At 49.7% G+C, this 22,275-nt stretch carries 28 protein-coding genes; 21 read left to right on the forward strand and 7 right to left on the reverse strand.

All coding sequences use genetic code 11. The annotated features are described in order from the left end of the window. Positions 1–27: 27 nt before the first annotated feature. From TM_RS03030 to TM_RS03045, 5 genes are read left to right on the forward strand one after another with little or no spacing between them, the layout of a single operon-like run. On the forward strand, positions 28–1,038 hold the full coding sequence (locus tag TM_RS03030) for a rod shape-determining protein (RefSeq protein WP_010865154.1): 1,011 nt from the start codon (positions 28–30) through the stop codon (positions 1,036–1,038). Beyond that, a complete protein-coding gene (locus TM_RS09605; protein WP_244261692.1) occupies positions 1,038–1,214 on the forward strand; it encodes a hypothetical protein in 177 nt (58 codons plus the stop codon). The genes TM_RS03030 and TM_RS09605 overlap by 1 nt, the downstream gene beginning before the upstream one ends. Continuing rightward, positions 1,183–1,662, forward strand: coding sequence for a hypothetical protein (locus TM_RS03035; protein WP_244261693.1), 480 nt, complete (start codon positions 1,183–1,185; stop codon positions 1,660–1,662). The genes TM_RS09605 and TM_RS03035 overlap by 32 nt, the downstream gene beginning before the upstream one ends. Beyond that, on the forward strand, positions 1,659–2,003 hold the full coding sequence (locus TM_RS03040; RefSeq protein WP_004081266.1) for a hypothetical protein: 345 nt from the start codon (positions 1,659–1,661) through the stop codon (positions 2,001–2,003). The genes TM_RS03035 and TM_RS03040 overlap by 4 nt, the downstream gene beginning before the upstream one ends. Further along, entirely contained in the window at positions 2,000–3,673 is a 1,674-nt protein-coding gene (locus TM_RS03045; protein WP_004081264.1) for a penicillin-binding transpeptidase domain-containing protein, read from the forward strand. The genes TM_RS03040 and TM_RS03045 overlap by 4 nt, the downstream gene beginning before the upstream one ends. On the opposite strand, the gene TM_RS03050 is transcribed toward TM_RS03045, so the two are convergent. From TM_RS03050 to TM_RS03070, 5 genes are all read right to left on the reverse strand, one after another. Then, positions 3,618–4,346 carry an amino acid ABC transporter ATP-binding protein gene (locus tag TM_RS03050; protein WP_004081262.1) on the reverse strand — a complete coding sequence of 243 codons (729 nt, stop codon included), beginning with the start codon at positions 4,344–4,346 and terminating at the stop codon, positions 3,618–3,620. The two genes, TM_RS03045 and TM_RS03050, sit on opposite strands and share 56 nt — an antisense overlap. Then, positions 4,343–4,993, reverse strand: coding sequence for an amino acid ABC transporter permease (locus TM_RS03055; RefSeq protein WP_004081260.1), 651 nt, complete (start codon positions 4,991–4,993; stop codon positions 4,343–4,345). The genes TM_RS03050 and TM_RS03055 overlap by 4 nt, the downstream gene beginning before the upstream one ends. Positions 4,994–5,007: 14 nt before the next feature. Beyond that, the gene (locus TM_RS03060) at positions 5,008–5,748 is read right to left on the reverse strand and encodes a basic amino acid ABC transporter substrate-binding protein (protein WP_004081258.1); all 741 of its coding nucleotides are present in this window, start codon (positions 5,746–5,748) and stop codon (positions 5,008–5,010) included. 38 nt (positions 5,749–5,786) lie between these two features. Beyond that, a complete protein-coding gene (locus TM_RS03065; protein WP_004081255.1) occupies positions 5,787–7,103 on the reverse strand; it encodes an NCS2 family permease in 1,317 nt (438 codons plus the stop codon). Positions 7,104–7,226: 123 nt separating this feature from the next. Further along, positions 7,227–8,486, reverse strand: a complete 1,260-nt coding sequence (locus tag TM_RS03070) for an ABC transporter substrate-binding protein (protein ID WP_004081252.1) — start codon at positions 8,484–8,486, stop codon at positions 7,227–7,229. Between the two features lie 94 nt (positions 8,487–8,580). On the opposite strand from TM_RS03070, the gene TM_RS03075 reads away from it, so the two are divergent. The 5 genes from TM_RS03075 to TM_RS03095 are packed head-to-tail and all read left to right on the forward strand — an operon-like array spanning position 8,581 to position 14,940. Further along, on the forward strand, positions 8,581–9,843 hold the full coding sequence (locus tag TM_RS03075) for a carbohydrate ABC transporter permease (protein ID WP_004081251.1): 1,263 nt from the start codon (positions 8,581–8,583) through the stop codon (positions 9,841–9,843). A 9-nt stretch (positions 9,844–9,852) separates the two neighbouring features. Further along, positions 9,853–10,305 (forward strand): hypothetical protein, encoded by a 453-nt coding sequence (locus TM_RS03080; protein ID WP_004081249.1) that lies wholly within the window; start codon positions 9,853–9,855, stop codon positions 10,303–10,305. Further along, a complete protein-coding gene (locus TM_RS03085; protein ID WP_004081242.1) occupies positions 10,302–11,939 on the forward strand; it encodes a carbohydrate ABC transporter permease in 1,638 nt (545 codons plus the stop codon). The genes TM_RS03080 and TM_RS03085 overlap by 4 nt, the downstream gene beginning before the upstream one ends. A 13-nt stretch (positions 11,940–11,952) precedes the next feature. Further along, positions 11,953–13,593: a CehA/McbA family metallohydrolase gene (locus TM_RS03090; protein ID WP_004081241.1), complete on the forward strand. Its 1,641-nt coding sequence runs from the start codon at positions 11,953–11,955 to the stop codon at positions 13,591–13,593. Positions 13,594–13,596: 3 nt separating this feature from the next. Beyond that, entirely contained in the window at positions 13,597–14,940 is a 1,344-nt protein-coding gene (locus TM_RS03095; RefSeq protein ID WP_004081235.1) for an NAD(P)/FAD-dependent oxidoreductase, read from the forward strand. Here the strand turns inward: TM_RS03095 and TM_RS03100 are convergent. Beyond that, positions 14,928–15,242, reverse strand: coding sequence for a hypothetical protein (locus TM_RS03100; protein WP_227738424.1), 315 nt, complete (start codon positions 15,240–15,242; stop codon positions 14,928–14,930). The genes TM_RS03095 and TM_RS03100 overlap by 13 nt on opposite strands. Positions 15,243–15,319: 77 nt before the next feature. On the opposite strand from TM_RS03100, the gene TM_RS03105 reads away from it, so the two are divergent. The 4 genes from TM_RS03105 to rpsR all read left to right on the forward strand — a co-directional run bounded on the left by TM_RS03105 (position 15,320) and on the right by rpsR (position 16,905). After that, positions 15,320–15,775 (forward strand): metal-dependent transcriptional regulator, encoded by a 456-nt coding sequence (locus TM_RS03105; RefSeq protein ID WP_004081231.1) that lies wholly within the window; start codon positions 15,320–15,322, stop codon positions 15,773–15,775. A gap of 76 nt (positions 15,776–15,851) precedes the next feature. Further along, positions 15,852–16,238 (forward strand): 30S ribosomal protein S6, encoded by a 387-nt coding sequence (gene rpsF, locus TM_RS03110; protein ID WP_004081227.1) that lies wholly within the window; start codon positions 15,852–15,854, stop codon positions 16,236–16,238. After that, a complete protein-coding gene (locus TM_RS03115) occupies positions 16,238–16,663 on the forward strand; it encodes a single-stranded DNA-binding protein (RefSeq protein ID WP_004081225.1) in 426 nt (141 codons plus the stop codon). The genes rpsF and TM_RS03115 overlap by 1 nt, the downstream gene beginning before the upstream one ends. A gap of 14 nt (positions 16,664–16,677) precedes the next feature. Continuing rightward, positions 16,678–16,905, forward strand: a complete 228-nt coding sequence (gene rpsR, locus TM_RS03120) for a 30S ribosomal protein S18 (RefSeq protein ID WP_004081224.1) — start codon at positions 16,678–16,680, stop codon at positions 16,903–16,905. Between the two features lie 25 nt (positions 16,906–16,930). Here rpsR and TM_RS03125 read toward each other — a convergent pair whose 3' ends face one another. Next, positions 16,931–17,278, reverse strand: coding sequence for a hypothetical protein (locus TM_RS03125; RefSeq protein ID WP_004081223.1), 348 nt, complete (start codon positions 17,276–17,278; stop codon positions 16,931–16,933). Between the two features lie 117 nt (positions 17,279–17,395). Between TM_RS03125 and TM_RS03130 the strand changes: the two genes are divergently transcribed. From TM_RS03130 to TM_RS03160, 7 genes are all read left to right on the forward strand, one after another. Beyond that, positions 17,396–18,271, forward strand: coding sequence for an MBL fold metallo-hydrolase (locus tag TM_RS03130; protein ID WP_004081221.1), 876 nt, complete (start codon positions 17,396–17,398; stop codon positions 18,269–18,271). Next, a complete protein-coding gene (locus TM_RS03135) occupies positions 18,271–18,981 on the forward strand; it encodes a queuosine precursor transporter (protein ID WP_004081219.1) in 711 nt (236 codons plus the stop codon). The genes TM_RS03130 and TM_RS03135 overlap by 1 nt, the downstream gene beginning before the upstream one ends. Before the next feature lie 5 nt (positions 18,982–18,986). Continuing rightward, positions 18,987–20,078, forward strand: a complete 1,092-nt coding sequence (locus TM_RS03140) for a glycosyltransferase family 4 protein (RefSeq protein ID WP_004081216.1) — start codon at positions 18,987–18,989, stop codon at positions 20,076–20,078. Beyond that, on the forward strand, positions 20,075–21,154 hold the full coding sequence (gene wecB, locus TM_RS03145; RefSeq protein ID WP_024103726.1) for a non-hydrolyzing UDP-N-acetylglucosamine 2-epimerase: 1,080 nt from the start codon (positions 20,075–20,077) through the stop codon (positions 21,152–21,154). Before TM_RS03140 ends, wecB begins: the two co-directional genes overlap by 4 nt. Before the next feature lie 267 nt (positions 21,155–21,421). Next, positions 21,422–21,541 (forward strand): WD40 repeat domain-containing protein, encoded by a 120-nt coding sequence (locus tag TM_RS03150; protein ID WP_010865162.1) that lies wholly within the window; start codon positions 21,422–21,424, stop codon positions 21,539–21,541. A gap of 18 nt (positions 21,542–21,559) precedes the next feature. Further along, the gene (locus tag TM_RS03155) at positions 21,560–21,970 is read left to right on the forward strand and encodes a HEPN domain-containing protein (protein WP_004081206.1); all 411 of its coding nucleotides are present in this window, start codon (positions 21,560–21,562) and stop codon (positions 21,968–21,970) included. After that, a complete protein-coding gene (locus tag TM_RS03160) occupies positions 21,921–22,271 on the forward strand; it encodes a nucleotidyltransferase family protein (RefSeq protein ID WP_004081204.1) in 351 nt (116 codons plus the stop codon). Before TM_RS03155 ends, TM_RS03160 begins: the two co-directional genes overlap by 50 nt. Positions 22,272–22,275 lie beyond the last annotated feature (4 nt).

A 22,275-nucleotide genomic window follows, 5' to 3' on the forward strand; every position in this document is an offset into this window, starting at 1 on the left:
GAACGTGACCATGGGAGGAGGAATACGGTGTTGAGAAAAGACATAGGAATAGATCTCGGTACGGCAAACACCCTCGTCTTTCTCAGAGGGAAAGGCATCGTGGTGAATGAACCATCGGTGATAGCGATAGATTCGACCACAGGTGAGATACTGAAGGTCGGTCTCGAAGCGAAAAACATGATAGGAAAAACTCCCGCCACGATCAAGGCCATAAGGCCCATGAGGGATGGCGTTATAGCGGACTACACCGTGGCCCTTGTGATGCTCAGGTATTTCATAAACAAAGCCAAGGGCGGAATGAATCTGTTCAAACCTCGTGTGGTTATAGGAGTTCCCATAGGAATAACGGATGTGGAAAGGAGAGCCATTCTCGATGCTGGGCTCGAGGCGGGTGCCAGTAAGGTCTTTCTCATAGAAGAGCCCATGGCGGCTGCTATAGGCTCAAATCTCAACGTCGAAGAGCCCTCCGGGAACATGGTGGTGGACATCGGTGGAGGAACGACGGAGGTCGCCGTCATCTCCCTTGGAAGCATTGTCACGTGGGAGTCGATACGTATCGCTGGAGACGAGATGGATGAAGCCATAGTTCAGTACGTGAGGGAGACCTACCGGGTGGCGATCGGTGAGAGAACGGCCGAACGGGTGAAGATAGAGATAGGGAACGTCTTCCCATCCAAAGAAAACGATGAGCTCGAAACGACGGTTTCCGGGATAGACCTTTCCACTGGACTGCCCAGAAAACTCACTCTGAAAGGAGGAGAGGTGAGGGAAGCCCTCAGGAGTGTGGTGGTAGCCATAGTGGAGAGCGTGAGAACCACTCTGGAAAAAACGCCTCCCGAGCTCGTTTCCGACATCATAGAACGCGGAATTTTCCTCACCGGCGGCGGGTCTCTTCTAAGAGGGCTCGACACTCTGCTTCAGAAAGAAACGGGGATCAGTGTCATCAGGTCCGAAGAGCCGCTCACCGCTGTGGCTAAAGGAGCGGGAATGGTTCTGGACAAGGTGAACATTCTGAAGAAGCTTCAGGGTGCCGGGTGATGAAAAGACTGATCCTTTTTCTTCTCTTCCTCACCGTTTTCTTTCTGAACGAGACTTTCAACGTGTCTGAAAAATTACAGCCCCTTTTTTACAGAATAACTTTCCCCTTCCTGAAGCTGAGAGCCAACGGTTCAGGAAGTGATTTTGAGGTTTCAAAACAGGATCTATCCAGGTGATGTTTATCTGGGAACCAAGAGCGTGGGAAACCTTTTCTTTGTGACCGGGAAGGGAGAAGGTTTTTTCTACATTCTGGGAGAAGCGGAAGAAGGTGCCATCGTTCTCGATCCGCTGGAGAAGAGGTTCCTTGGGATAGTTGTGGAAAAAGGTCCTATTTCAAAGGTTATGAGAGTGTTTTCTGAGGATTTCGTGGAAAAGGTGAGGGTGGAAAACGATCGCGAGTCCGTTGTGGGAGTCGTCAAAGGGGAACGTGTTCCCAGACTCTCTGTTATAGAAGACATAGACGTGACGGGCTGGAAGGTGTACTTCGAAAGCGAAAAATGGAACGTGGCCTTCAAAGAGTACCTGTTCATAGGAACCGTGGCGGGACGTGATGAGGAGTACTTTCTGCTGAACGTGACACGGGACGTTCCGGACAGGGTGATCGTCATCGGGGTGGTAGAATGATCTATGTTCTTGCCTTTCTCAGCATCTTCTGGGACTACGTCTTCCAAGACGTTTTGAGTTTCTTTCCCGCCTTTCTGGGCCTTGCCTTCTGCAGGAGAACCATTCCTCTTTTGTTTATTGTGATTTTGATCAGACTCTTCGCAATTCCAGGATACTGGTATATTTTCGTTTTGATCGTATTTTTGATCCTTGACGCCTTGAGGGAGCATTTCTCTTCAGTGTTGCTCCCCGCTGTTGTCCTTGTGGCTGTCGGCTGTCTTGTCGGTGAAATTCGGATGCTGACGGTTTTGCTTTCCGCCGCCACTGGCATCGTGTTCATTCTGGGAGGATCGAAGCGGTGAAGAACAGGTTGATTCTGATCCTGATGGCCCTATCGTTTGTCTTGATCATCATGAAAGCTTTCCAGGTGCAGATCCTCGAACACGAGAAACACAAAAAGTACATAGACCTTCTTCAAACAAGGCTCGTGAAAATACCCGCTCCACGGGGAAAGATCATCTCAAGTGATGGAAAAGTGCTCGCAAAAGATGAAGTGGTGTACGTCCTCGATCCGTGGCTGAACAGCATAGATGAGCTGAAAAAAACAGGCCTCTTCACTCCCGAGGAGATTCTTTCACTTGTCAAAGGTGAATCCATAGTCATCGACAAAGCGAGAGCGGATGTGATTTCGAAGGCTGGAATGCGGGTCGTCATGGATTACAGGAGAAAGTACGAGCCGCTTGCACCGCATGTGGTTGGTTACGTGAACGCAGACAGGGCGGGAGTGTACGGTGTGGAGAGTGTGTACGACGAATTCCTGACGGGAACGGACGGTGTGAAGATGGTCTTTGTGGAACCATCCGGTGCGATATCTTCTGAAGTTCTTCGAAGCCCCCCGAAACCCGGCGAAGATGTAACACTCACAATCGATACCAGGATACAGAAAGTTGCCGAGGAATCTCTCGAAAAAATCGGGAATCCGGGCTCTGTGATCCTCTCCGATGTCAGAACAGGTGAAATTCTTGCCCTCGCATCGTTCCCAGAATATAACCCCCAGGACTTTTACGAAGGCTTCACTAAAAGAGAGTGGGAAAGGTTTGCTAGAAATTCACCTTCTCCTTTGATCAACAGAGCGATATCGTCCGCGTACAGCCCAGGGTCTTCCATAAAGATACTCTGGGCCGTAGCCGCTTTGCTGAACGGTGTCGATCCGGAAGAGAAGATCAACTGCCGTGGAGTGTTCGAATACAGAAACAGCAGAGGTGAAGTGGTGGCGAGGTACAGGGACTGGAAAGAAGAGGGTCACGGCTTCACCGATCTCAGAAAGGCGATCAGGGTTTCCTGCAACGTCTACTTCTATCAGCTTGGGCTGAAGCTCGGTGTGGACAAAATGGTGGAGGTTGCGAAGAAGCTGAGCATCTTCGAAAAGACAGGAATAGACCTTCCAGGTGAAAAGAGCGGTACACTTCCATCACCCGAGTGGAAAATGTCCAAAATAGGAGAACCCTGGTATCCCGGTGACACCATCCTGATGTCCATCGGACAAGGGTACCTTACAGCGACTCCCATAGAGCTTCTGAAACTCGTTTCACTTGTGGCAAACGAAGGAATCTTCTACAGACCACACGTGGTGAAAAGAATCGGCTCGAAAGCGGTGAAACCGGAGATCGAAACGCAAGTTCAGATCGATGAGAAGATATGGAACTTTATCAAGGATGCCATGGTCGATGTGACGTCCTTCAAAGGGAACGAGAAGGAAGACCCCGGAACGGCGTACCACGTGTTCGGAGACTTTCCGTACAGAGTGGCCGGGAAAACAGGCACCGCCGAGGCCGGAAGCGGTGCTCCTCACTCGTGGTTCGTGGGTTTTGCTCCTGCGGAAAATCCAGAAGTTGCGATCGTGGTGATGGTGGAACACGGAGGATACGGTTCCGGTGCAGCATCCCAGATAGCAAGAAGGGTTCTGGAAGAATACTTCAAACTGAAAGAAAGTGCTCAAGAAACTCCCGTGTCCTCTCGTTCTCGGGATTAGAGAAGATCTTTTCGGGAGGTCCCATCTCAACGATTCTTCCCTCGTCCATGAAAACCACCCTGTCGGAGACGTCACGGGCGAACCTCATCTCGTGCGTCACGATCAGCATGGTCATACCGGATTGAGCCAGATCTTTTATGACGTCGAGCACCTCTTTCACGAGCTCTGGATCGAGAGCGGAAGTGGGTTCGTCAAAGAGCATGAGTTCCGGGTCCATCATGAGGGCCCTCGCTATGGCCACCCTCTGCTGCTGTCCACCGGAGAGGTTTCCGGGCTTTTCGTTTATCTTTTCGATGAGTCCAACCCTTTCCAGGAGCTTTTTCGCTTTTTCTACAGCTTCGTCTTTTTGCATGTTCTTCACTTTCATCGGAGCGAGTGTGAGGTTGTTCAAAACAGAAAGGTGCGGAAACAGGTTGAACTGCTGAAAGACCATACCTATGGAACTTCTTATCCTGTTTATGTTTCTGTGGGTGATGAGCTCACCTTTGAAGTAGATCTTCCCCCGCTGATACTCCTCGAGCAGATTTATACAGCGAAGAAGGGTGCTCTTTCCGCTTCCGCTTGGACCGATGATGGAGATCACTTCACCCTTTTTCACCTCGAGATCTATTCCCCTTAACACGTAGAGTTTTCCGAAGTACTTGTGAAGATCTTCGATTTTCAAAACGGTCATACTTTCAACCTGCCTTCCACGAACTTCACCAGCCTGGAAACGGAGAAGGTGATGGCGAAGTAGATCAGCGCCACACCACCGTATATGGGAAAGCTCATGAATGTTCTGCTCACGATGTACTGGGCGCTTCTCATGAGTTCGACGGTTCCTATCACCATGGCAAGGGAACTGTCCTTTGCGAGGGCAATGAATTCGTTTCCAAGAGCCGGAAGTATGTGCCTGAAGGCCTGGGGAAGAATCACGTAGATCATCGCCTGTGCGTGTGACATGCCGAGAGATCTCGCCGCCTCGTACTGTCCCTTTGGGACGGATTGTATCCCCGCCCTCACGATCTCGGCGACGTACGCACCGCTGTTTATTCCGAGAGCAATAACGGCGGCTGTGAACCTGTCGAATTCGAGCCCCAGTTCGGGAAGTCCAAAGTACACGAGAAACAGCTGGACCATCAGGGGTGTTCCCCTGAGAAACTCCACGTAGACAGAAGACGGGTACCTTATGATCCGGTACTTCGAGAGCCTTCCCATGCCGACGAAGATCCCTATGGCGAGCCCTATGAGAACGGCCAGAGAAGTAAGCTGAAGGGTGCGCAGGGCACCCTTCAGAAGGAGCGGTAGATTATCCACAATTACGCTCAACCATTCCGGCATCTTTCATTCCTCCATCACTCTGAGAACCATTTTTCTATAAGCACGTCGTACGGACTCTTTTTGAGCTCTCTCAAAACGCTGTTGATGAATTCCAGAAGATCCGTGTCCTCTTTCCTCACGGCGATGCCGTACTGCTCGCTGGAGAGCACCCCACTCGAGATAACAAGATCCGGATTCTTCGCCACGAAAGCCCTTGCCGTGGCGGAGTCCAGAACCACCGCGTCCGCTCGGCCTCTCTTCAGCTCGAGGAACGCGTCCGTGAATTTATCGAACCTGACGACCTTGATACCATCGTACTTTGAAACCTCTATGTCTCCGGTGGTACCGATCTGAACGGCCACGGTTTTCCCTACGAGGTCTTCGTAGGTCTTCGGTCGGAAGTCACTGTCTTTCCTCACCACGATGACCTGTCCCGCGTCGAAGTACGGATCGGAGAAGGCCACGACCTTCTTTCTCTCCTCTGTGATCGTCATACCGGAGATGATCACGTCGATCTTCTTTGTGAGCAGGCTCGGAATGAGTCCGTCGAAGGTCATATCGACGATCTTCAGTTCGACGCCGAGTCTTCTCGCGATTTCCTTTGCGAGATCGACATCGAAACCCACGATGTTGCCGTTCTCATCAACGAACTCGAACGGAGGAAAATCCGCAGAGAGTCCGACGAGCAGGTACCCTCTGCTTTTGATCTCGTCGATGGCTCCAGAAAAGATCACGATCGAAACCAGAAGAATCGAAACCGCAAGTAGTTTTTTCATATTATCACCTCCGATTTATTATAACACAATGCTGCATATCAATGCTTTATGAAGAGCAACCACAAAGCGAAGGCGAGAGCGAGAATCCACGTGAACCAGTGTACTTCTTTCGATTTCCCGGAGAAGAGCTTCACCAATGCATAGGAGATGATGCCGAGCGCTATTCCGTTGGCTATAGAGTATGTGAGCGGCATAGTTATGACGGTAATGAACGCGGGGAGCGCTTCTGTGATGTCATCCCATTTCACTCTTCCAAGGTTTCCGATCATGAGCGCCCCAACGAAGATCAGAGCGGGAGCGGTCGCGTATCCAGGAACCGTCTGGGCGAGAGGGGCGAAGAAGAGCATGGCGAGCATACATAGGGCAACGACGAGAGCCGTGAGACCAGTTCTTCCTCCTTCAGCGATACCCGCACCGCTCTCGATGTACGTGGTCACTGTCGAAGTTCCAAAGAGTGCACCTACAGAAGTTCCTATCGCGTCCGCGAGGAATGCCCTGTTCGCCCTCGGAAGCTCTCCGTTCTTCATGAAACCAGCGCTCTGAGCGAGTCCTGTGATGGTACCGAGTGTGTCGAAGAAGTCAACGAAGAAGAAGGTGAGAACAACGATCCAGAAGTCGAGGCTCAAAAATCCAGAAAAGTCGAGCTTCATGAACGTCGGAGATATATCTGGAACGGGACCGACGATTCCCTGGTACTTCGTGACTCCTATGCCGGGGATGGCACCCACAAGCGTGGCCACGAGAATCCCTATCATCACCGCTCCCGGGATCTTCCTGTGGTAAAGCGCCACGATCACCAGGAGCCCTACGACCGTCACGAGCACACCGGGATTCGTGAGATCGCCGAGAGTAACGGAAGTGGCAGGATTGGATACAACGATTCCCGCGCTTCTCAACCCTATGAACGCGATGAAGAAACCGATACCCGCGGAGATGGCCACTTTTATGGACTCGGGTATGATCCCGGCGACGAACTTTCTGAACCCAACGAGTGTCAAGCCTATGAAGATCAGACCTTCAACGAACACGGCAGCGAGGGCCACTCTCCAGTCTATCCCCATGCCGAGACACACGGTGTAGGTGAAGTACGCGTTCAGTCCCATACCGGGTGCGAGCGCGAAAGGATAGTTCGCGAAGAAGGCCATGACGAGAGTGGCTGTGGCGGATCCCAGTATCGTTGCGACCATGAAGGCTCCGAAGAACTGCTGGTACAGGGGGCTGCTCGCGTCTACACCAACCGCCTGAACGAGGATGGAAGGATTCACAAAAACGATGTAGGCCATGGTGAGGAAAGTAGCGATACCCGCGAAGATCTCTGTTTTCACGTTCGTCCCGTTCTCTTTGAGACGGAACACACAGCTCACCTCCGATATAAAAAATTTAAGGGGATCTCTGGATCCCGTACTTTGTTTTGATTTTCTCATGTTTTCTTTAAAGGAGTTTTAAACAAAAGAAAAGCGGGAGGAACAGCCTCCCGCTCACTCGCCGTATTCTTCCTTGAGATACTCCCTTATCTTCTGATCCGCCGTCTTTATCGCAGTTTCCATGTCCACCTTTCCGTTGATGAAATCGGAGAACATGTTTCCAACCACCGTTCTGATCTCGTACCATACACCGATCTGTGGATCGAACACGGCGTTGTCTATCTGCTTCAATGGTATTTCGAGCAGAGGATCGGACTTCGCCGCTTCCTTCCAGATCGACGTTTCGAGGGCGCTTCTTCTCACGGGAATGTAACCCGTGTTGATCGCCCAGTAAGCGGTGACTTCTGGTGATATGAGGTACTTCATGAACTCCCAGGCTGCTTTCTTTTCCTCTTCGCTTGCCGTGTTGAACATGATTATATCCGTTCCGGCAAATGGAACTTTGTTCGTCACCCAGGTGGGAACTGGAGCCCAGCTCCAGGTGAACTTACCCTTCGTGGATTTCTCAACGTAGGGTCTTCCCGCTATCGTGCTTATGTACATCATGATCTTCTGCTGACCGAAGATCCCGTCGAGGTATCCACCCTGGGAGTACGCGATACCATCGTCCACCATCTTCTTCACGAAAGCGAGAACGTCCCTTGTTTCCTGACTGTCGATGTTGGAGACCCACTTTCCATCGACCTGTTTCAGGATGGAACCACCGCGGAGTGTGAGGAGTATCTGGAAGAAGTCAACGGTCGTTCTGAAACCAAAACCGTACTGATCGATCTTTCCGTCTCCATCGAAGTCTTCTGTCATGATTCGCGCCGCTTCGTAAAGCTCATCGATCGTTTTGGGAACATCCACGCCGTACATCGCAAAAGCGTCCGCGTTGTAATAGAGCACGTAGAGACTCTTGTTGAACGGAACCGCGTAGATGGTGTCTCCCCACATACAGTTGTCCCTCAAAGGTTTGAAGATGTCTTCCCACTCTTCCTTCGTGAGGCCTATCTTCGGGTCGTTCACGAACTCGTTCAGAGGCTGCACAACACCGCTCTGGATGAGTTTCGCCGTCCAGTTGGAATAGGCCTGCGAGATCGTGGGAAGTTCTCCTGCCTGCGCTGCCGCGAGGAGCTTCTGAGAGAGTGCACCGTAGTTTCCAACGTAGACCGCTTCGACCTCGATATCCGGGTGGAGTTCGTTGAAGGTGTTCACTATCTCCTGGAGAGTTTTACCGTGTCCCCCGCCCATGGCGTGCCAGAACGTGACCTTCACCTTCGCGAGGGCAAAAACACTGAGAATCACCATGAGAGCAACGAGAAATTTCTTCACAGGAATCCCTCCCTTCTCGATGTTTTCCCCTTGAATTATACCGCATAGGTTATAATTTGATTGTGAAGAAACTCAAGGAAAGAGAGGTCTGAGTATGAAACCTTCGAAGAAGCTGAGAGAAGCGGTTCTTGCGTACCTCTTTCTTCTTCCGTCCCTTGTGGTTCTCGGGATGTTCGTCTTCTGGCCGGTTGGATTCTCTTTCGTTCTGAGCTTCTTCAAGTGGGATTTCAGGAACATGAAGAATCCCTACTTCACAGGTCTTGACAACTACATCGAGATCTTCAAGTTCGACTACCCACCGAAGTATTCTTTCGTTTTCACTGTTTTGAACACCTTCTTTCACCTTGCGGTCGCCGGCGCGATCGTGATGTTGATCGTTCACCTGATCAAGAAAAGAACCCTCTCAGGTATCATCTCCAACGCCGCTGTAGTACTGGTATACATCGCTTTGAACCTCTTCAACGTGGAAAATCCCATCCTTTCCTTCCTGGTCGCGGCCATCTCCTGGAGCTGGCTGGTGTACGACTTCAAACGGGTGGAGTTCAAGAACACCTGGCTCTGGTTCATTCTGTTTCTTGCGGTCTTTGTTTTCGTGGAGCTGAACTCGTCTCTTCCGGGACTGGTGAACTTTTTGCTCGACGCGAAGGACAAGAATCTCTTCCTGAAGGCGCTCACCAACACACTGTACTACGTGATACTGAGTGTGCCTTCACAGATCTTCATTTCTCTCATGATCGCCCTTCTTCTGAACAGCAACGTGAAGTTCAGGGTGTTCTTCAGGACCGCCTACTTCATACCCTTTGTCACATCGGTTGTGGCCATATCTCTCGTCTGGAAGTGGATCTTCAACGACGAATTCGGTCTTTTGAACTACATCCTCTCTCTGTTCAACATAGAACCCATCTCCTGGCTGAAAGACGAAAGATGGACCATTCCCACGATAGCCATCGTCTCCGTCTGGAAGACCGTCGGGTACGATGCGGTGATCTTCCTTGCGGGGCTCCAGAACATAGACAGGTCTTATTACGAAGCAGCGGAAGTGGATGGTGCGAGTTCTTTGCAGAAGTTCTTCTACATCACCTGGCCGCTTTTGTCGCCGACGACCTTCTTCCTGCTCATAGTTTCCCTAATAGGAGCCTTCAAGGTCTTTGCGGAAGTCTACGTTCTCTACGATGGGCTTCCGGGACCGTACAACAACAGCGGAATGACGCTCGTGTACTACGTGTTCGACCTGTTCTACAGACAGCAGAGAATGGGAATTGCCTCGGCGGCAGCCTACATCCTCTTTGCGATCATTCTGATCTTCACCTTCATCCAGTACAGGGTTGGAAGAAGAGCAGTCGAGTATGTCTCGTGAGGTGATAGCGTGAAGAAGCTGGTCGTATACATCCTTCTCATATTCGGTGCCGTTGTCATGCTGGGTCCTTTCATCTGGATGCTGCTCACCTCCTTCAAAGCACCTTCGGAGGTTCAGCAGTGGCCCCCGAGCTTCTACACGAAGAACTTCGCTTTCTCGCGCGATGTGAAAGTGATCCTGAAACCAGGTGTCCAGAGGGTCGCAAAAGGAGTCAGCTTGAGAGAAGCGTACGCTCTGAAAACAGCAGAGGAAAATCTGCTCACCATCACGGTGAACGACGACCCGTTCCACAGAGGAACGATGACGATCCCCCTCAAAGGGGCAAAATACACAACAGGGGTGGATGTTGAAAGAGTCAAAGAACTCTCCTCGAAATCCCCGGTGGAATTCTCCTGGAAAACACCGGAAGAGTTTTTCGAACAGTTCTTCATATACTACAAGAGCGGTGGGCAAAACTGGTGAACGAAATTCTGAGTTCAACTGAAGGGGCTCTGAGAACCATCTCTCAGATGAAGCGCTTTGTGAACATCAGAATAAAAGATGAGGAGGAAAAGGAAAGATTTCTCTCGTTTCTCGAGGCTGTGAGCGGAGAACTCTCTTCTTTCCAGGAAAAGGTGCTCGGTATGAAGGCGGGTACCACTCTCATTCTCTCCGACGAAGAAGTGAAGAAACTCTATGAACTTCTCGATGGTTTACAGCTCGAATATTCTGGAGACAACCCACTCGTTCCTGTCTACAGAAAGAACGTGGCCTCTCCCTTCGAAGAGGTGAAAAGAAACGTTTCTTACTACCTCGAGGTCAGCGGCTTCTTCCAGAGCGTTCAGAACCTCGCTGTGGAAAAAGACATCGTCGCCCGCTCGATGAAAAAAGATGAAAGAAAGACTCTCTTTTTGAAAAAGATCGAAGACTTCCCCGACAGAGAGCTCGTGGAAAGACTCCTGGAGGAGTCGGAAAACCCCGTTGAGGACTACGTCTCTTTGAAAGAGAAAGAACTCTCGGAGAAACACCGCGTGGATCTTCTCACCATCGCTTCGGTGAAGCCGGTTGTTTCTTCTCTGATCTCCCTCGCACAGGAAAACGGAATCGAAACAGAGAGTTTCTCGCAGATGATCGCTGAAATGGACGTCAAACTCACTGGAAGCAGCACCTACAAAGTGTTGAAGTCGAAACTCTCTCAGCTCGATCTGAATGAAAACTTTCTCAACGAAGTGGCCAGTTATCTCAGAAACGTTGCATTTCTCAGAAAGGCCTACGAGGACGCGATGAGCTCGTGGAAGATCGTGGACGCCCCGGATTTCGTGAAGGAAGTCCGGGTGAAGGGTGGAGAAGTGATAGAGATCCTTCTGGAGGGTGTTCCTTCTGTCTTTCTGAGCGACGAGACCATCGACTCTGTGAAACTCAAGTTCTCGTTCTCCGAGGTGCTGGCCAACATCTTTCAGAACTACGTCGATGCCTGGAACGCCGCTCCTTTCCCGAGGTACTACTTCAACACGTTCTTCGTTGCGACAACAACGACACTGCTCGAGGTGGTCACCGCCTCCCTTGCCGCGTACGCCTTCTCCTGGATGGTCTTTCCCGGAAGGGACTTCATCTTCGGACTCTTCCTTGCAACCATGATGATCCCAGGTGAGGTGCTCCTCGTTCCCAACTTCATCACGATCTCGAAACTCGGCTGGATTGACACCTACTACGCCCTCATAATCCCATGGATCGTCAGTGTCTTCGCGATATTCCTTCTGAGACAGCACTTTTTGACCATACCGAGAGAACTCTTCGACGCGGCGAAGATAGACGGGTGTTCTCACTGGAGATTCCTCTGGCAGATGGTGGTGCCTCTCAGCAAACCGGCTGTCATCACTTCTGCACTTCTCAAATTCGTTGGAAGCTGGAACGCGTTCCTGTGGGTCCTCATCGTCACGAACAGCGAAAAGTACAGAACACTGCCCGTTGGACTCCAGGCGTTCAGTTCAGACGTGGGAACTCAGTACAACCTGCTCATGGCGGCCGCTACGTTCTCGATACTCCCCGTGGTGATACTCTTCATCTTCACCCAGAAGTACTTCATTCAGGGAATCGCGAGGACCGGATTGAAATGAAGGAGGCGATGATATGAAAAAGCTCGTTCTTCTGATTCTGATTCTTTCCTGTGCGGTCTTTGGAGAGCTCTTCTACGGAAACCTTCACTCGCACACGTCTTACTCCGACGGTTCCGGAACACCGGACCAGGCCTACGAGTACGCGAAAAGGTACCTCGACGTTCTCGCGGTGACGGACCACGCTTACTACTTTGCCCAGAAGATCAACGGAAAGACAAAACCCTATTTGACAAAGCTCGCTGCGGAGAGGCACACAAAAGACGGTGAATTCGTCGCACTTCAGGGTTTCGAATGGACCGCGGGAGTGGGGCACATAAACGTGTACGAGTCTCTCGAGTGGATCGACAGAAACCAGGAAAGTTCTCTAGAAGGTTTCTACAGGTGGCTCGTTGAACACAAAAAACTCGCCCAGTTCAACCACCCCATAAGCACCTTTGGCACCTTCGATTCGTTCCGCTATTTTCCTGAAGCGGACCAGTATGTGAATCTGATCGAGGTGGGAAACGGGAACTGGTCCTCCGGAGACGTGATAAACGAAGAGATGTTCGGAAACTACATCCTCGCTCTGAACAAAGGATGGCACCTCGGTGCTACCGTGGGACAGGACAACCACAAGCCCAACTGGGGGAGCGCGAACGAAGGAAGAACCGGTATCGTAGCAGACACTCTGACCTACGACGACATCATGGACGCTCTCTGGAAGAGACACACTTTCGGAAGTGAAGACAAGAACGTCAAAGCGCTCTTGAAAAGCGGCTCCCATCTGATGGGGGATATCGTTTCTGTGGAAGATCTCTCTCCACAGAAGATCAGTCTCGAGTACGAAGACACGGAAAAACTCCTCTATCTTGCCGTTATCTCTCAGAGTGGGACCGTTCTGGAGCTCAGACCTAACACGGAGCGACTGAACTTGACCCTTTCGGTCACGCCTCCAGATGGATACGAGTGGTACTTTGTCTACATGAAACAGTTCGACGGTGATGAGATAGTCACCTCACCGATCTGGTTCCAGACACCTTCTCCTGTCTACGTGAACAGTGTGAGAGTCTCTCCAGAAGAGATACACGACGGTGAATCGGCGAAGGTCTACTTCGAGATCTACAACGTGACCGGTGAAGACCAGAATGTGAAGCTTTCTGTTCTTCTCGATGAAAATCCGCTGAGAGAAGTGGAACTGAGTTTTTCACCGTACCAGGTGAAAAGATTCGTCGTTCCCACGGGATCGCTGGAGAAAGGCTACCATCGTGTTTCCTTCGTTGTGGATGGAAAACTCGTCCAGTCGAGCGGTTTCTCTGTGAAAGAAAAACAGAAAGGTGTGATCATGATCGACACGCTCCACGAGAACGATCACCTGGAAGAACTCAAAGCGCTCGCAGAAGAGCTGGAAAAGAGAGGCTACAACGTGAAGTACCCGAAGGTGATGCTGAAGGACCTGGAAGGTGTGGACATCCTCATCATCTCAACTCCCAAAGAAGGTGGATTGAGCTTTGCAAAGAAGCTTTCGAACAAAGAGATCGAGGCCATTGAGAACTTCAAGGGCAAGATCTACATCGTCCCGGGTGGCGACGAAGAGTACAGGAAGCTCTATCTGGAGAAGATAAAAGGGGAGGTCGTCACGCTCGAGGAATTGAGAAAGAAACTGCTCGAGGAGTGATAGATGTTGAAGAGACTTGGAATAGTCGGCTTTGGAGCGAGCGCCATCGGGTTCATCAACGGTCTCATAGAAAGCGGTAAGGTGAAAGACTACAGGATCACCGTTCTAGAGAGAGGAAAAGACTACTCCCACAACACCATCTCCGGTGTGAGAATGGATGGGAAGATCTTCATCTCCCACGGCATGGGAGGGGAGATATACATTCCCCTTGAGATTCAAGCGAAGACGGTGGAGTTTTATCTGAAGTTCTCCGGCTACACTCCCACCGTCGATAAAAGAGTGGGCATCGTGAACTACCTGAAGTCCTTCGAAAGGGATGGCAGGAAGATAGAGTTCGGAGAATCCTTCTCGGACGAGGAGATCTACAAGCGCTTCTATCACCACGGTTTCGAGCCGGTGAAGTCCTATTTCTTCCATCTGGGAACGGACATTCTGAAGGAGACGAACAAAAACATATACGAGTACTTCTCTTCCTTTGAGAACATAGAGTTTCTCTTTGGAACCACCGTGGAGGACGTTGAGTTCGGTCCTCCCCACAGGGTGCACACGAACAGGGGAGACTTCGAGTTCGACGAGCTCGTGATCGCCGTTGGAAGAAGCGGACACAGACTCATGGAGCGTCTCAAAGAGAAGTATCCACAGCTTGTCAGGCCGAACCAGTTCGTCGACATCGGTGTCAGGTACGAACTTCCAAACCACGTGATGGATCCGTTCTCCGATATGTACGAGGTGAAGGTTCGCTACAGGACCAAAACGGGTTACATCTGCAGGATCTTCTGCCAGAATCCGGCAGGAAAGGTGACACTGGAAAAATACGAAGACTTCACCACGGTGAACGGCTATTCTGACAGCCTGCATAAGACGGAGAACACGAACTTCGCCATTCTCGTCACCACGCGCTTCACAGAGCCGTTCAAGGATCCCACGGGATACGGTGTCAACCTCGCAAAGCTCGCAAACATCTTAGCCGGCGACAAAGAGAAAGTGATTCTGCAAACGTACGGGGACTTCAAAGAGTTCAGAAGGACGAAGAGGCTCGGAAGGGTCCACCCCACTCTGGATTCTGAGAGTTACATTCTGGGAGACGCGAACCTCGTCTTTCCGTCGAAGATCAGAGAATCCCTCGTGGATTTCGTGGAGAACCTGGAGAAGGTCATACCGGGGGCTTCCTACTTCGACAACCTGCTCTACGCCGTCGAGGTGAAGTTCTACACGAACAAGTTCCTGAACGACATCGTGGAAGGTCTCCACGTGGTGGGAGACTGCTCCGGGTGGACCAGATCGATCCAGTACGCCACCTCGATGGGATACATGAGAGCTGTTGGAATGAAGATTCAATCCCTGTGAGACAGGATAGCAAAGAACCCCCACTCGATGAGAAGAACGGAGAAAAAGACGACAAAACCCTCCCAGAAAGTGAACCTGTGCACGTTGAAGATGTGAAGAAACAGAACGGTGGCTATGGCACAGGAAACAAGACCGTTCGGGAAGCCCTTTTTCACGAGCGCACTGATTCCCGCGTATCCGAAGAGAGCGGCAAAGACGATTCCAAGAAACTTTCCAAACGAAACATCGAACACGTTGAAGACGGAAAGAAGAATGAGCACACCGAGAAGTATCAGAACCATTCCAAAGAATCTCAAGTCCATCCCTCCCTCATCTGCACTCGAGAATATTCTACCACTTTGAAACCTGTGTTAGAATAACCTTAAAGGGAGGTAGAAATATGTTATCACCAACGGAAAAAAGGTATCTCCTCGCCGTTCTTTTAACAACGGAAGAGGGAAGCACGAGGCTGAAGAGAGTATCGGACTTTTTGAAAGTGAAAATGCCCTCCGCGAAGCAGATTCTGGAAGACCTCGCATCGAAAAAACTGATAAACTACGTGAGAAGGGGCCCCATTTCCCTCACAAAAAAGGGTACAGAACTTGCCCAGAAAGAACTGGAGCGCTTCAACAACCTGAAGGAGTTTTTGAAGAAGATCCTGTTCCTCGATGAGGAAGAGGCAGAAAAGGGTGCGTGGGAGATCTTCTTCAACCTCGAGGAGAGTATCGCCGATAGGGTCGTTGATTTCATGAACTTCCTCACCCACTGTCCACACATAACGCCGATATGCATAAAGGGCTTCAAAGAATATCTGGAAACAGGAGAGTTTCCAACTCTTTGCAGACTCAGAAGGTGATGGTATAATCGTGAAAGTGAAATCCCGCTCCACCCATCCGGAGGTGGGGCCGAATGTCCGAGGGAGGTGAGTTTCTGTGGCTTACGTGAAAGAGAGGATCTACGAGAGCATGTTCATCATCGCACCGAACGTTCCAGAGGAAGAGAGAGAAAATCTCGTCGAAAGAGTCAAGAAGATCATCGAAGAAAGGGTCAAGGGAAAGATCGACAAAGTGGAAAGGATGGGTATGAGAAAGTTCGCCTACGAGATCAAGAAGTTCAACGAAGGAGACTACACGGTGATCTACTTCAGGTGCGATGGTCAGAACCTTCAGGAGCTGGAAAACTTCTACAGAGTGACGCCCGAGATCATCAGATGGCAGACCTTCAGAAGGTTCGACCTGGAAAAGAAAGAGAGAAAGGCGCAGAGAGAAAAAGCAGCTGCTGAAGCTACCGAGTCGAGTGAAGGAGGATCCGAAGATTAATGTCTTTCTTCAACAAGATCATACTCATAGGAAGACTCGTGAGAGATCCCGAAGAGAGATACACGCTCAGCGGAACTCCAGTCACCACCTTCACCATAGCGGTGGACAGGGTTCCCAGAAAGAACGCGCCGGACGACGCTCAAACGACTGATTTCTTCAGGATCGTCACCTTTGGAAGACTGGCAGAGTTCGCTAGAACCTATCTCACCAAAGGAAGGCTCGTTCTCGTCGAAGGTGAAATGAGAATGAGAAGATGGGAAACACCCACTGGAGAAAAGAGGGTATCTCCGGAGGTTGTCGCAAACGTTGTTAGATTCATGGACAGAAAACCTGCTGAAACAGTTAGCGAGACTGAAGAGGAGCTGGAAATACCGGAAGAAGACTTTTCCAGCGATACCTTCAGTGAAGATGAACCACCATTTTGAGGGAGGTGTGTTTGATGGCTTACAGAAGGAGAAAGAAGAAGATCAAGAAGTGCAGACTCTGCGAAATGAAATTGGATTACGTTGATTATAAAGATACAAGGCTTCTCAGTGAATTTCTCACCGACAAGGGAAAGATCATACCAAAGAGGCTCACCGGAAACTGCTCAAAGCACCAGAGAATGGTAAAGGTGGCCATCAAAAGGGCAAGACAGATGGGACTCCTTCCATACCTGAAGATATGAAAGAAGGGCGCTTCGGCGCCCTTCTTCATTCCCCGTCCTCTTCGGTGTCCGCTTCGAAGAAGATCTCTTCGATATCGGGAATGCTGTTCTGCCACTTTTCGAAGACTTTTTGAGCTGTTGCGTATTCTACTCCTTCCAGCATCACGCCTTCCGGAGTGTCGTCTGCTTTGAAGATGTAGACTTCACCGAGATCTTCGATCATGTCTCTTGCGTCGTTCAGGAAGACCTCCTCGCAGACCCAGAAGAGATTTCCTTCGTCTTCCACTTCTCCCAGCTTGTGGAAGAAGACTTCGTTTCCATCCTGATCGATCAGGCTGAAAACTTCCGTTTTGTGTTCGTGTTCATGTTCATGCTCATGTTCGTGCATACTCATAATAAAAACCTCCTTGACAAAAAACTGGGCTCTGAGAAATACTACCATTTGTGGAGGATAAAATCAAGTAGCCGGTGTGGTCTTCCAAAGACTCGATCTTCGGGAGGTTCTGAAACCGTGGAAATAAAGCGTCTCACAGAGAGAGTGGCCTACGTTCCAAATCCGGTGAACATAGGTGTCGTGTACACAGAAAACGCTGCCGTTCTCGTGGACAGCGGGCTCGATGAGAGCGTGCCAAGAAAGATTTCTCGACTTCTGCAAAAGCCTCCTCTGTATCTCATAAACACCCACTCTCACGCCGACCACTGTGGTGGGAACGCCTTTCTGAAAAAGCGCTTCTCCACCCGCGTGTTCGCCCCAAAGATGGAAAAAGAGATCATAGAAAACACCGTCTTTGAACCTTTCTACCTGTACGGTGCTTATCCACCGAATGAGCTCAGAAACAAGTTTCTCATGGCAGAACCCTCCGCTGTCGATGAAGTGATCGAAGAGGGAACCATCACGATCGAGAGCGTGGATCTTGAGATAGTACCTCTTTCCGGACACTCGACGAACCAGATCGGAGTGGCTGTGGATGGCGTTCTTTTCTGCGCAGACGCCGTGTTTTCTGAGGAAACACTGAGAAAACACAGAATATTCGTCATCTACAACGTAGAAAAATTCCTTGAAACGCTCGACTTTCTTGAAAAGACAAGCTACAGCTACTACGTTCCGTCTCATGGAGAGGTGACTCGAGACATCGGTGAACTTGTGGAGAAAAACAGAAAGGCAGTGGAGAACATCATCAACGCTGTTCTGGAAATCACAGTAAATCCTCTGAGCACAGACGAACTGATGAAACAGCTCTTCGACAGATTCGAAATCACCCTGGAGAATCTCACACAGTACATACTCTACAGATCCACCGTTCACGCGTATCTGAGCTTTCTTCTGGACAGGAAAGAGATAGAGAGGGAATTCAGGAACAACGTTCTTGTGTGGAGGCGGTGCTGATGCTGGTGAACTGGATGTTCCTTGGACTCGAGTATCTCGTGGGAGTTCTTCTTGTTTTCTTTGCGATACGTTTCTTCGGCCTGAAAGGGATGTACGCTCTTGGAGCGATTCTTGTTCTCTACATGAACGTTGCCGTTTTGAAGGCGTACGAACTGTTTCCCGGTGTTCAGCTGTACGCCGGGGTTTTCCTCGGACCTTTCTTTGTCACGCTGATCGCCATCGTGACCGAGGTGTACGGGTACAGAGAGGCGCAGAAGCTGGTGGCGGTGGGTTTCTTCGCCCAGGTCGTGTTTCTGGTGGGGATGCTGATCGCGCTCGGTTACATCCCTTCCAGCGAAGATTGGGCGCACGAACACATGAAGGCTCTCTTTCTTCCCGTCTGGAGAACCACGCTCTTCAGCTGGCTCGCGTTCGTCGTGTCTGGTATATTCAAGGCGAGGTTTCAGGATTTTTTGAAGCGAACGAAGGGCCTTTTCGGAAAACACCTGTGGCTCCGCGACAACACCGCAACGAAACTGGCCCAGCTTGTGGACAACGTGATCTTCTTCTACGGAGCCCTCACCGGGTACTTCTCCCTGAGAACGATCACGGTCTTTCTGATCTGGACCACACTCTTTGAGTGGCTCTTCGACTACCTTGACACGTGGGTCGTAGTGAAGGGTGTGGGGTGGATGTTGAACAGCAGTGAACCTTATCTTCAGAAGGAGTGAGCGATTTGAAGGTTCTTGTCATTGGATATATGCACCCGAGAAACGACAAGAGGGTCTTCAGAACGGTTCAGGCTCTGTCCAAGAGAAGTGAGGTTATTTATCAGTACTGGACGGAGAAAGAAGAGCTACCTTTTAAGGAGAATAACATCAGATACATCCCCGTGAAATGTTCGAACAGGGGAAATATTTTCCAGAAAGCCGTTAAAAGAAAACAAGTCGATGAAAAAATCCGTCATCTCGTAGAAACTGAAGATTACGATATCCTCTACATGCATCACTTTCCGGCTACAAAACCTCTAAAACCCTTCGTTGTGGCTAAAAAGCGTGGAAAAAAGATTGTCTACGATATACACGAGTATCATCCTCAGAATTTTCTCAGTACTCTTCCCAGGCCTTTGAGTGATCTGAAAGGATTTGTAATGTGGAGGATATTCAAAAAACAGCTTCAGCTGTCTGACCTGTGTATCTTCGTCTCTGAAGAAACACGGAACGATGTTGTGGCAAAGACCGGACTGGATCCGGAGAAGACTTTCATTGTACCAAACTACGCATCGATGAAAATCGAACCAGATCCGGATAAAAAGAAAATGGAAATCGTTCTGGTAGGAAAAACACCGAGAAATCTCATTCACGAAAAGAAACTCATAAGAGCACTTGTTGAAAGAGGATTTTCTTTCAGAATAATAGGAATGGATTCAGAAGCATTTTCTGATGTTCCGCACACGTACACATCTTTTCTGCCGTACGAAAAGATGATGGAGGAACTCTCAAAAAGCATGTTTTCATTGATATCTTATAAACCTACTGGCAAAGAAGATAAGAACTATTTGTACTCTTTACCGCACAAGTTCTACGACTCCATCGCTGCCGGAACACCCGTTATCGTGAAGAATTCTTTCGTTTCGATGGCAAAGATGGTCGAGGATCTGGGAATAGGAGTTGTTATAGACCCGGCAAACGTTGAGGAAAGCCTGAAGAGAATAGAAAATGCATGTCAAAGATACGAAGAGATACTGGAGAATATCAGAAGACATCAGGAGGGATTCGTGTGGGACGAGAAGAAGGAAGAAGAATTTCTGGAAAGAGTTATGGGTTGAGAGTACTCTCACTGGTCGGTGCAAGGCCTCAGATCATAAAAGAGGCGATGCTTCACAGGGAATTCAAAGAAAAGGGGATAGAGGAGATCCTCGTTCATTCCGGACAGCACTACGACTACAACATGTCCAGCGTGTTCTTTGAAATTCTTGAGATCAGACAACCTCACTACAATCTCAACGTGGGATCTGGAACCCATGGAGAAATGACGGGAAAGATCATGATCGAGTTTGAAAAGGTCCTCCTCAGTGAAAAACCTGATCTTGTTCTGGTCTACGGCGACACCAACACGACTCTGTCTGGTGCGCTCGTGGCTGCAAAACTCAAAATACCTGTCGCCCACGTTGAGGCAGGGTTGAGACAGCATCCCAAAGACATGCCCGAGGAGATAAACAGGATCGTCACAGATCGTGTCTCTCAGCTTCTTTTCTGTCCGAGCAAACTCGCGGTGAGGAATCTCGAAAGGGAAGGAATCACAGAAGGAGTTTACTTTGTGGGGGATGTAATGTACGATCTTTTCCTCAAAATGGAGGATAGATTCAGATACGATGTGTTCGAAAAGCTGGGGCTGAAAGAGAACGAATTCGTTCTTGTCACCCTTCACAGGGATTTCAACGTGGACGATCCAGTAAAACTGAGAAAGATCCTGGAACAGCTCAAAAGGGTTTCCAGAGAAAAGAAGGTGGTATTTCCCATCCATCCCAGGACGAAAAATAGAGTGAAGGAATTCGGTCTTGAAAACCTCCTGGAAGGTATGGTTGTGATAGACCCGGTGGATTATCTGAACCTCATGGGACTTGTAAAAAGGTGCTGGAAAGTGGTGACAGACAGCGGAGGTCTTCAGAAAGAAGCGTACTTTGCAGGGAAAAGAGCGATAGTCGTGATGCCGGATACGGGCTGGAGAGAACTCGTCGAAGCAGGCTGGAACAAGTTAGCCAGCGAAGAGAATCTCTTCGACGTGACCATGGAAGAAGACCGTTCGGAATATCCATCAGGACTGTACGGTGACGGAAACGCCGCTGGAAAGATCGTTGAGGTGATAGAGGAATGGTTTCGAAGCCTTCGAGGAATTCATTGAGTCTCTTTGAGTGAAGAAAGAGCGCACAAGTCCCGGTGATAACACAAACTAAAAAATCCAGAACTACACGAGAAAAACATCCACCCGTGGTTTCAGATACACCCGAGAGTCGTCAGAATCCCTCTAAGGGATTGAAAGGAAGTCATGAAAAAGCTCTGTCTATGCTGTGGAGCGAGAGTGTGAGATGGAGCAGTAAAATGTGGTGAGTACCTGGTTTCGGGAGATCTTGACGATACCCTCAGAATCTGAAGAGTCTCTGATGGTAGATTGATCAAAACGTTGAAAGAGCACACAAAAATCGTGAGATCTGTTACCTTTTCACCGAATGGAAAATACCTGGCTGTAGGTGATATTTGCGGCACCGTTGAGATCTGGCGTGTTTTATAATAGTTTGAGAAGTCCCCATTGAAAGGTGGTATTGATCTGGAGAGAAGCAAAGACTGGTTGGATGCGGCAAAAGATGATCTGGAGCATGCAAAACACGATTTGGAGCACGGCTTCTACAACTGGGCATGCTTTTCTTCCCAGCAGGCAGCAGAAAAAGCCGTGAAAGCTGTGTTCCAGAGAATGGGTGCACAGGCATGGGGATATTCTGTACCGGATTTTCTCGGGGAACTCTCCAGCCGTTTTGAAATCCCTGAAGAACTCATGGACCATGCCCTTGAACTGGACAAAGCTTGTATCCCCACAAGGTATCCGGATGCCCTTCCTTCCGGCTCCCCCAGAAACAGGTATTCCAGAATTGAAGCCGAAAGGCTGGTGAACTATGCTGAAAAGATCATCCGATTCTGCGAAGATCTTCTATCCAGAATATAAAAGGGAAAAGGTCCTGGGAATCATCAGAAATTCCCTTCCACAACTCCTGAAGAAACTTCCTGTGAGACTTGTGGTACTTTTTGGCTCTTATGCGAAGGGAAATTTCACCGTCTTCAGCGATGTCGATCTTCTTGTCGTGTACGAAGACCCGTTCAGAGAAGACGCTTATAAAATAGTGAAAAGGACCATCAAATTGAAAGGACTGGAACCGCACGTCTATTCTCTGAGTGAATACAAACAGATGGAAAAGACCATCTCGAAGATGATCGAGGGTGGAGTGGTTGTTTATAAAGCGTTATAGAAAT

The organism is Thermotoga maritima MSB8 (genome assembly GCF_000008545.1).
GTDB lineage: Bacteria > Thermotogota > Thermotogae > Thermotogales > Thermotogaceae > Thermotoga > Thermotoga maritima.

Bases quoted from the DNA above. Each gene is read 5' to 3' on its own strand.
- TM_RS03075 (WP_004081251.1), top strand. From the start codon at position 8,581: ATGAAACCTTCGAAGAAGCTGAGAGAAGCGGTTCTTGCGTACCTCTTT.
- TM_RS03090 (WP_004081241.1), top strand. From the start codon at position 11,953: ATGAAAAAGCTCGTTCTTCTGATTCTGATTCTTTCCTGTGCGGTCTTT.
- TM_RS03055 (WP_004081260.1), bottom strand. From the start codon at position 4,993: ATGCCGGAATGGTTGAGCGTAATTGTGGATAATCTACCGCTCCTTCTG.
- TM_RS03125 (WP_004081223.1), bottom strand. From the start codon at position 17,278: ATGAGTATGCACGAACATGAGCATGAACATGAACACGAACACAAAACG.
- TM_RS03095 (WP_004081235.1), top strand. From the start codon at position 13,597: ATGTTGAAGAGACTTGGAATAGTCGGCTTTGGAGCGAGCGCCATCGGG.
- rpsR (WP_004081224.1), top strand. From the start codon at position 16,678: ATGGCTTACAGAAGGAGAAAGAAGAAGATCAAGAAGTGCAGACTCTGC.
- TM_RS09605 (WP_244261692.1), top strand. From the start codon at position 1,038: ATGAAAAGACTGATCCTTTTTCTTCTCTTCCTCACCGTTTTCTTTCTG.
- TM_RS03040 (WP_004081266.1), top strand. From the start codon at position 1,659: ATGATCTATGTTCTTGCCTTTCTCAGCATCTTCTGGGACTACGTCTTC.
- TM_RS03060 (WP_004081258.1), bottom strand. From the start codon at position 5,748: ATGAAAAAACTACTTGCGGTTTCGATTCTTCTGGTTTCGATCGTGATC.
- TM_RS03105 (WP_004081231.1), top strand. From the start codon at position 15,320: ATGTTATCACCAACGGAAAAAAGGTATCTCCTCGCCGTTCTTTTAACA.
- TM_RS03160 (WP_004081204.1), top strand. From the start codon at position 21,921: ATGCTGAAAAGATCATCCGATTCTGCGAAGATCTTCTATCCAGAATAT.
- TM_RS03100 (WP_227738424.1), bottom strand. From the start codon at position 15,242: ATGGACTTGAGATTCTTTGGAATGGTTCTGATACTTCTCGGTGTGCTC.
- TM_RS03115 (WP_004081225.1), top strand. From the start codon at position 16,238: ATGTCTTTCTTCAACAAGATCATACTCATAGGAAGACTCGTGAGAGAT.
- TM_RS03050 (WP_004081262.1), bottom strand. From the start codon at position 4,346: ATGACCGTTTTGAAAATCGAAGATCTTCACAAGTACTTCGGAAAACTC.
- TM_RS03135 (WP_004081219.1), top strand. From the start codon at position 18,271: ATGCTGGTGAACTGGATGTTCCTTGGACTCGAGTATCTCGTGGGAGTT.